Below are 8,702 nucleotides of genomic sequence, written 5' to 3' on the forward strand. Positions count from 1 at the left end.
ATCCATTAAGTTCACAAACACTTCTTTTAAACTCTTTATGTACTTTGATGCATTCRGCTCAAATCCATAAAATAATTTCGGCAGTGCCCCTAAACAAATAATACCCAAAATCGAAATAATAAATTGAATCGTCATTTCCATCCCATTCAAAAATACTTTTTTGACCATTTTTCCCCTTCTCTCTCTATGATTTACCCTTTAATTTTATTCTTAATTTTCTGAATTGTAAATATTCACAAAGAAAAATCACTAGGTTATGACCCTAGTGATTCTTTATGCGCATGCCCTTCTCTTTTCGCAAACGGTATATACAAAATGAAACATCCCATAAGCGCAGCTATTTCTAATGAAATAATATAGTAAGGATGCGGCCCTAACATATCGAGTAATGAAGCAGTTTCTGGCTTATGAGCTAAAAACATATAATTGCCACCCGTTTTATAATTAACAAATGAAACGATTGGAATTACTATGTTTAAAAATATCATCGTACGCTTTATAGATTGCAAGGTCGGTCTATATCCTTCTACCCACGTCATAAAGAGCGGTGCCCAAATAAGTAATACATGTGCAATGAAGAATTCTATAAAGCGAAAATGCGGAAAAGCGTATTGCACGTTTGGCGTTAAAATCGCTTGTGATGCACCGATAATTCCTGTAAAAAATACAATCTCATATATTCGATAACTTTTCGTTACAATCATAATCGACGCTAACAACAAACTTATCGTACATAACTCAAATGGTAATGAAGTGCCTAGTTCAAAAATCCCTGATTCCCATTCCCACATATGAAGCCCAATCTCACTTCCTATAAATAGAAATGCAATCGCATATCGAACCGTTATATTCCACTCACTTTGACGTAATACATCTTGGTATTGATATAGAAAAAATATCCCCACCAACATAATAAATAATATAATGGCATGTTGCCTTGAGTATGGAATAAATGGTTTTAATGGATGCGCACTAAAATAAGCTTCCATATTCCTTCCTCCCTCCTCTCCTTCATACAATATTATTATAAGAAAGAAACAACGAGTCAATTCATCTGCTTAAACTAGGACAACCTCCACCTTACAAAACTGTAAGGTTATTGTAAGCTAAAACGATTTGTCAGATTCTTCACCTCCTCTATACTTAATGTAGATACTAAAACGAACGAAAAGGTGATAAATAGATGAAGAAGAAAAATAAAGTGTTAATTACTAGTGTAGTAGCAATCGGTATTGCAGCTGGATCATATTTTGCATTTGCTGGCGGCGGTTCAGAAGTAGCGATGGCATATGGCGGTTATAAAGTTACGGAAAAACAAATTGAAAATGCACAAAAATTTGGCGGCGAAGTTATTCCAAATGGAATTGAAACAATTTCATTCGATCCAACAAAAGGTACGTATGAATTAGCTGTTAAAAAAGGTGATGAAGTAAAAAAAGGTCAACTTCTGTTTAAATATAATGATCCTACTGCTAAACAAGGTGTAACGGAAGCAGAAATGCAAAAGAAAATCGCACAAAAAGAAGTAACATTGTATCAAAAACAACTTGATACAGCGAAACAAAAATTACAAAAAGATAAAAATGCAGGCCTTCCTCAGGAAGCATTAAAAGCATCAGAAATCGAAGTTGGGCAATTAGAATCACAACTTGAAATGAAAAAGTTTGAAGTWGAAAAAKCTGATGAAATGATTAAAGYAGCAAAAGAGAAAGTAAACAMWCTTTCTGTAACRAGTCCWGYYGAYGGTGTAATTGATGATATCGTRAAAACTGCTGATGAAAAAACAGGTATGAGTGGCATTACACTTCGTCACGCTGGTCAATTTAAAGTAAAAGGTCAACTTTCTGAATATGAACTTGCTAGTATGAAGGTTGGGCAAGAAGTAACTGTTTCATCAAAAACGGTCGCTGGTAAGACTTGGACAGGRAAAGTAACAGAAATCGGTTCTACACCATTAAAGAGCATGGACGAAAATAAAACTGTTTCTAATTATCAATTCACTGTCACATTAGATAATAGTGAAGAATTACAAAACGGCTTCCATGTTTACGTAACRAGTAAATCTGGCGAAGCAACTGGTACGATTGTTCCGAAAAGCAGYATTGTGAAAAAAGGTGACAAAAATGTTGTCTTCGTTGTAAAAGACGGTAAAGCGAAAGAACAAGCAGTTACTGTTGAATTCGAGACAGATAGCGAAGCAAAAGTTTCTGGAGTGAAAAAAGGAGAGGAAATTATCTCTAAACCTGAAAAAGACTTAAAAGATGGTATGGAGGTTGTCACTCAATGATTAACTTAAAAGGCATCACGAAATCTTTCCAAAATGGTGCAGAGTCCGTTCAAATATTACACGGAATTGATGTAACACTAAACCAAGGAGAATTCACTTCTATTATGGGACMATCTGGTTCTGGTAAATCAACATTAATGAACATTATCGGCTGCTTAGATAAACCAACGACAGGTGCGTACGAACTAGCTGGTCAAAACATTTCAAACATGTCTGAAACAGAACTTGCACATGTTCGTAATAAAGAGATCGGATTCATATTCCAAAACTTTATGTTATTACCGAGACTTACAGCACTTCAAAATGTAGAACTACCTCTTATTTACGCTGGAGTCGATAAAAAAGAAAGACGTGAGCGCTCATTAGCAGCTTTAACAAAAGTCAGTTTAGCTGATCGTGCTACTCACTTACCAAATGAATTGTCAGGTGGACAAAAGCAGCGTGTCGCAGTCGCACGTGCAATCGTAAATAACCCGAAATTTCTCTTAGCAGATGAACCGACGGGTGCACTTGATACGAAAACAAGTACACAAATTATGGACCTCTTTTACGAATTAAACAAACAAGGCTCAACAATCATTATGATTACCCACGATCGTGAAATTGGGGAAGCGGCAGCACGTCAAATTGTAATTCGTGACGGAAATATCGTCCAAGATTGGAGAGGTTAATTTTGAACACGAGTGAAAATATACGCATGGCCCTTTCCTCTATCTTTGCTCATAAAATGCGTTCTATCTTAACAATGCTAGGTATTATTATCGGTATTAGCGCTATTATTACTATCATTTCAATGGGTGATGGTACAAACGCAAAGTTTAAAAAAGAATTAGGCCAAGGAAAAGATACTGAAGTAACGATTTACTACAACAACCCTGATTATGGAACAGATAGTGCCAAAATCACACCTGATATGCTAAACCGTCTTCAAACTGTGCCAGGCGTTAAAGATGTTTATCCAGATGTGAGTATGAAAGTAAAAGCATCTTCTGGTTCAAAAGATGTCTCTCTTGATTTAAAAGGTGGAACAGGCGCCTTTATGACAGATTCGAAGATAAAATTAGTTCACGGTCGCGAATTAAACGACAGCGAATTAAACCAAGCAATTCCTGCCGTTATATTAAATGAAGAAGCTTTCAACAAATTATTTAGTGGTTGGGAATCAAATTTATACACTGATRTAAAAGGAAAGCCGTATAAAATAGTCGGTGTATACGAAACGAAAAACGAATTTGGAATGGCTATGCCTGAAGGTTATACATCACTTGAAAACGCGCCTGTCATTTCAGGAGTAAATGAATATGACTCTGTAAGATTAACAATGACCTCTCCAACAGAACGTAAAAGTGTAGAAAAACAAGCCGTTTCTGTTTTAAACGAAATGAAAGCTCCAAAATTTGAGCACAAATTCGAAGCACAGGACTTAGGTGAATTTACGAAGCAATTAGACGAATCCATCGGTATGATGAAAATGGTATTCGGTGGTATTGCCGCTATCTCCTTACTTGTTGGTGGTATCGGTGTAATGAACATCATGCTTGTATCTGTAACAGAACGTACACGTGAGATTGGTATTCGTAAAGCACTTGGTGCAACGCGCGGTAAAGTATTAACACAATTCTTAATTGAATCTTGTATTTTAACAGGACTCGGTGGTTTCATCGGATTCATGCTYGGTATTTTCTTCGCTTGGATCGTCTCAATCTTTGCCGGATGGCCACTCGTTATCTCAAAAGAACTTGGACTTCTTTCAGTAGGTATCTCAATGCTAATCGGTATTGCATTCGGTTTACTACCAGCAAACAAAGCTGCTAAACTTGATCCAATTGAATGTTTACGATATGAGTAAATAAAAAACGTAGGAGTTTACACTCCTACGTTTTTTATTTTGTTGAAGGCAAATGTAATTTCATCGACGTTTTGACAAAAATAAGAACCTCTAACTTCTATTATATAAAGTGAAGCTATAATCAGTGGGGGTTTTGTTCATCCCCCACTGATTATTAGCCTTCACCAATCGGGCTTTTACGGGCAGTTAATCTCCCACCTAATTTCTTTGCTTCAGCCGAATTTTGAGGTGGGGTTTTACTGCCCACAAATAGCGGGATAATTCTACTGCAATTCGCGAACCACCTCATAACGATATCATCCCTTTAAATCATGTTTCTTCTATTATATATGTTTCATGTTGCAATTATCTTTTTATCATTTAAACTTTCATTTCTCACGAAAGCTATCAAGCAATCCTATTATTGCAAAAATAATATGTAAAAGAACAAATTCAAGGCATAATTTTTTCCATACTACAACTTGTTTTGTAACAATTATATCTCTATTTTATTAAAATCCACCCTATATATATGACTTCGCACACAAAAAGATTATATTTATATAACTAGATTGCGATTCAAACAGTTAAATATCCCTTTTCTGTAACGTTACAGAAACAATTCAGTAACATTCCCGATACATTATTAATCCATTAGTAATTAAAACAGTATTGATTTTATGAATTATATGTTCTAATCCCCTAAAAAACGCAAAGAAAACGCTGTCAGGATATTAATGGAATTATTACAGAATATTAATGCCTCGTTACGAATGCTTTGTAGTTTTGTGTTTTCCGCAAATAAGAAAATAATGGTTGCTATAATGAGGTCAACGAAAACAAATGCAATGGAGGCTATTATGAAAAAATTTATGGGTATAGCAACAGCAGCGGTTTTTGGTCTTGGGATTTTCACAACATCTGCTAAAGCAGAAACAATCGTAACGACTGATGTACTAAATGTACGAGAAAACCCAACTACTGAATCACAAGTTGTCGGAAAGTTATTAGATGGATATAAGGTTGACGTTTTACATACAGAAAACGGMTGGTCAAAAGTTAAATTAAATAGTGGTAAAGAGGCTTTCATAAGCGCTGACTAYACAAAAGATACGTACTAYGTAACAGCAAACGTATTAAACGTACGTGCTGGWGCRAAYACAGAYTCAGMRATTCTTGGTAARTTGAAAAAAGATGATGTAATCGAAACAACAAACCAAGTACAAAATGATTGGATCCAATTTGAATATAACGGCCAAACAGCTTATGTACACATTCCTTACTTAACAGGAAAAGCACCAGTTAAAGTTCAGCCAGTAGTTAAAGCTGAAAAAGCAATTAAAGTTCAAGACACAGCTAAAGTTCGTGAAGCAGTTAAAGCTGGAGAAGTAGCTGAAACTCAAGCAAAAGCTAAAGCTCAAGAAGCAACTAAAGCTCGTGAAGAGGCTGAAGCTCAAGCAGAAGTTAAAGCTCAGGAAGCAGCTAAAGCTCGTGAAGCAGCTAAGGCTCAAGCAGAAACTAAAGCTCAGGCAGAGGCTGAAGCTCAAGCAGAAGCTAAAGCTCAAGAAGCAGCTAAAGCTCGTGAAGCAGCTAAAGCTCAGGAAGCAGCTGAAGCTCAAGCAGCGGCTAAGGCTCAAGAAGCAGCTAAAGCTCGTGAAGCGGCTAAAGCTCAGGCAGAGGCTGAAGCTCGTGAAGCAGCTAAGGCTCAAGAGGAAGCAGCTGAAGCTCGTAAAGCAGCTAAGGCTCAAGAGGCAGCTGATCGTGAAGCGGCTAATAAGGCTCAAAAACCAGCTACACAACAACCTGTTGCAAAAGAAACTGAGAAAAACACACAATCTTCTTCTCGTGAGTTCCAAGTTGTAGCAACAGCTTACACAGCAGATCCACTTGAAAATGGTTACAAAGCAGGCGATCAAGTAAAATCAGCTTTAGGTCATAACTTAACAGCTAATCCAAACATGAAACTTATTGCAGTTGATCCAAGTGTCATTCCATTAGGTTCAAAAGTATGGGTTGAAGGTTACGGAGTAGCAATCGCTGGTGATACTGGTGGAGCTATTAAAGGTAATAAAATTGATGTTTTAATGCCAGATAAAGGTACATCAAGTAACTGGGGACGCCAAACAGTTACAGTGAAAATTTTAAACTAATTATAAAAAAGGGTTAGTCTCATTATTGAGGCTAACTCTTTTTTTATGATTCTTACATTCTTTCTCCTTCTCTCCCGTCCAAATAAAATCTATCTCTTTGCATTCTACATACGATAGACTACCATTTCAACAGAAAAAAGAGGATGCCATAGCATCCTCTCTTATCTTCCCTATTCCACACAAGTAAACTGTGTCCAAGCTCCTACATAATCTAGTAAGAATAACTCTTCTTCTGCAATTGTACCGACAATATTTTTCCGTTCATCTATTGGCATTTCTTTCAGAATGATTTGTAGTTCACCTTTATACTTTCCGAATAGGTTATTACCAATTACAACTTGCCCTCTTTCCTGTCGTACACTTTCGCGCACTGGGAAGTCATAGTCTTTGTACTTTTTACGTACTTCTGTAGAACGTACCATATACTCTGTTATGTCACCGCGTCTTACGTGTAATTCTTGCAGTGTCGCTCTCTTCTCTACTTCAGTCGCTTCGTCTACAAATTGTACCTTYAGCTGTAACATGTAACGATTTAAGTTTCCKAGTYTCTCTAACTCTTCTTCACTYGCATAAGCATTTCCGATAATAACATCATCAATAAGCCCTGTTGCCCATAAATGTTTCGCTTGTACTTCAATTGGTAAGTTACGATGTTGTTCTAACGTACATAATCCGTCATTAATATCCCATGGACCGATGTCAGCTGCATGCGATGTAATAAAGGCTGCACTGCGAATACCATGCTTTTTGAAGCGTTCACTACAGCGAATGAAATAATCATACGGAAGACCAGTGAATTTTTGCGGATAAAAATTGTGACAACCAATTAAAGCTGATTTATTCGCTTGATGCGAAAGGATATTTTCTAAATAGGCAATATCATTACTTACATTCAGCTCAATTTTTAAGCCATATGGATTATTCGTCATTTTCGCTTCTGTTAACCCGTCAAACCCTACATCTAAACGAATTCCATCYGCGCCTAACTCTGCAAAGAACGATAGATCACTATAACTAACACCAAGTTGATCGAATACAGCYGGAGCTACATCTAAAATAACTTCCATATTGTTATCTTTTGCATGATTAATAATTTCTTTAAATTCAGCTACAATTTCTTCTTTCGGACGATTCACAGATAATAGACATGTAAATATTCTTGAAAAACCGTGGCGTGCCGCTGCCGAAATGTATGCCATATCTTGTTCTTTCGTTGAATGCTCTGGATAAAGTGAAATTCCTAATTTACGCTCCATGCTTTTGCATCTCCTTCACACGTTGTATTAATGCCATGCTCGTAAATCTATATTTTGCAGATAAACATGTTGCACATAAAATCGTTGGTACGATGATAAAGTACGGTGATTCTAAACTAAATGCCACATAAGCTCCCATTGAACATCCAATAAATAATATCGACACAAGTAGTAAAACTAATAGCGATTTACTTTGTACCCACTTTGAATAATGTGCAATACACTGCCCCGCCACGAATGTAATTAAGATGATAATTGCTCCGAGCATTCTGTTTTCTCCTCTCCTGCTAATTGTTGCTTCTCATACATTTTGAAGAATGGATAGTAAATAACGAATGAGATAACAAAGTTAACAAGTACGAGTACACCAGCCATAATTGTCCAGTCCGTACTAATAATCGCTGCAATTGGTGCTAACATCGTAAATGGCAGCTTCGCCWTCATGAGCGGAATCATACCTGAAACAACTGCGAAATATGATACCGTCGTTGTAACTAACGGTGTAATAACGAATGGAATAATTAAGATTGGGTTCATTACAATTGGTGCCCCGAAAATAATTGGCTCGTTAATATTGAATAATCCTGGTACGAATGATAATCTACCTAACTCTTTTAAGAACTTAGATTTAGAGAACATAAACATAATTACTAAAGCTAACGTTGAGCCTGATCCACCGATCCATACGAACCATTGAATAAATTGCTCTGTAAATAAGTTTGGTAACTGATGTGCATTTCCTGTAGCCGTGAATACTTCCATATTTTCAAGAATTGCTGAATCCCACATCGGACGGATGATTGGTCCTAAAATCGCTGGGCCATGTATACCGAACGACCAGAAGAACACGATTAAGAATACTGTTAATAAACCGCCGAATAAATTATTTCCTACTAATACTGATTTTAATGGTGCGATTAAATATGTGATTGTTGTGTTTACATCAAATTTCAAACCGTAACGAATACCCCAGAATAAAAGAATAACTACTAAAGTTGGAATTAATGCTGCAAACGAGTTTGCAACTGCTGGTGGTACACTATCTGGTAATTTAATCGAAATATTATGCTTAATCATAAAGTGATAAATTTCTACTGCAATTAATGCTGTAACAATTGCTCCGAATAAAGAAGTTGCACTTAATGTTCCTACTGAAATATATCTACCTGCATCAATAACAC

At 36.4% G+C, this 8,702-nt stretch carries 9 protein-coding genes and 1 pseudogene; 4 read left to right on the top strand and 6 right to left on the bottom strand.

All coding sequences use genetic code 11. The features are described 5' to 3' along the window. Together AC1DJR_RS10770 and AC1DJR_RS10775 are read right to left on the bottom strand one after the other, a co-directional pair. A pseudogene (locus AC1DJR_RS10770) lies at window positions 1-168 on the bottom strand (ABC transporter permease subunit); the annotation flags it as partial. Window positions 169-254: 86 nt separating this feature from the next. Then, complete coding sequence (locus tag AC1DJR_RS10775) at window positions 255-989, bottom strand: YwaF family protein (RefSeq protein WP_429687701.1); 735 nt, start codon at window positions 987-989, stop codon at window positions 255-257. Window positions 990-1,183: 194 nt separating this feature from the next. Here AC1DJR_RS10775 and AC1DJR_RS10780 point away from each other — a divergent pair, with 194 nt between their 5' ends. From AC1DJR_RS10780 to AC1DJR_RS10790, 3 genes are read left to right on the top strand one after another with little or no spacing between them, the layout of a single operon-like run. After that, on the top strand, window positions 1,184-2,287 hold the full coding sequence (locus AC1DJR_RS10780; protein ID WP_477002582.1) for an efflux RND transporter periplasmic adaptor subunit: 1,104 nt from the start codon (window positions 1,184-1,186) through the stop codon (window positions 2,285-2,287). Then, the gene (locus AC1DJR_RS10785) at window positions 2,284-2,958 is read left to right on the top strand and encodes an ABC transporter ATP-binding protein (protein WP_477002583.1); all 675 of its coding nucleotides are present in this window, start codon (window positions 2,284-2,286) and stop codon (window positions 2,956-2,958) included. The genes AC1DJR_RS10780 and AC1DJR_RS10785 overlap by 4 nt, the downstream gene beginning before the upstream one ends. A gap of 26 nt (window positions 2,959-2,984) precedes the next feature. Further along, window positions 2,985-4,136, top strand: a complete 1,152-nt coding sequence (locus AC1DJR_RS10790) for an ABC transporter permease (protein WP_477002587.1) — start codon at window positions 2,985-2,987, stop codon at window positions 4,134-4,136. A gap of 154 nt (window positions 4,137-4,290) precedes the next feature. Here the strand turns inward: AC1DJR_RS10790 and AC1DJR_RS10795 are convergent, their stop codons facing one another. After that, entirely contained in the window at window positions 4,291-4,425 is a 135-nt protein-coding gene (locus AC1DJR_RS10795; RefSeq protein ID WP_429687699.1) for a hypothetical protein, read from the bottom strand. A 427-nt stretch (window positions 4,426-4,852) separates the two neighbouring features. On the opposite strand from AC1DJR_RS10795, the gene entC reads away from it, so the two are divergent. Continuing rightward, window positions 4,853-6,265, top strand: a complete 1,413-nt coding sequence (gene entC, locus AC1DJR_RS10800) for a cell wall-binding protein EntC (protein WP_477002584.1) — start codon at window positions 4,853-4,855, stop codon at window positions 6,263-6,265. Between the two features lie 170 nt (window positions 6,266-6,435). Here the strand turns inward: entC and AC1DJR_RS10805 are convergent, their stop codons facing one another. The 3 genes from AC1DJR_RS10805 to AC1DJR_RS10815 form a co-directional block, all read right to left on the bottom strand. Next, window positions 6,436-7,521, bottom strand: coding sequence for a DUF871 domain-containing protein (locus tag AC1DJR_RS10805; protein WP_477002585.1), 1,086 nt, complete (start codon window positions 7,519-7,521; stop codon window positions 6,436-6,438). Next, complete coding sequence (locus AC1DJR_RS10810) at window positions 7,511-7,789, bottom strand: hypothetical protein (protein WP_002087437.1); 279 nt, start codon at window positions 7,787-7,789, stop codon at window positions 7,511-7,513. Before AC1DJR_RS10810 ends, AC1DJR_RS10805 begins: the two co-directional genes overlap by 11 nt. Next, the coding region (locus AC1DJR_RS10815) for a PTS sugar transporter subunit IIC (protein ID WP_477002586.1) at window positions 7,765-8,702 on the bottom strand (938 nt) is incomplete at its 5' end. The genes AC1DJR_RS10810 and AC1DJR_RS10815, both read right to left, overlap by 25 nt.

The organism is Bacillus sp. 05T31, from assembly GCF_056396725.1.

Coding starts and splice junctions, on each gene's coding strand:
- AC1DJR_RS10810 (WP_002087437.1), bottom strand. CDS start 7,789: ATGCTCGGAGCAATTATCATCTTAATTACATTCGTGGCGGGGCAGTGT.
- AC1DJR_RS10775 (WP_429687701.1), bottom strand. CDS start 989: ATGGAAGCTTATTTTAGTGCGCATCCATTAAAACCATTTATTCCATAC.
- AC1DJR_RS10795 (WP_429687699.1), bottom strand. CDS start 4,425: ATGAGGTGGTTCGCGAATTGCAGTAGAATTATCCCGCTATTTGTGGGC.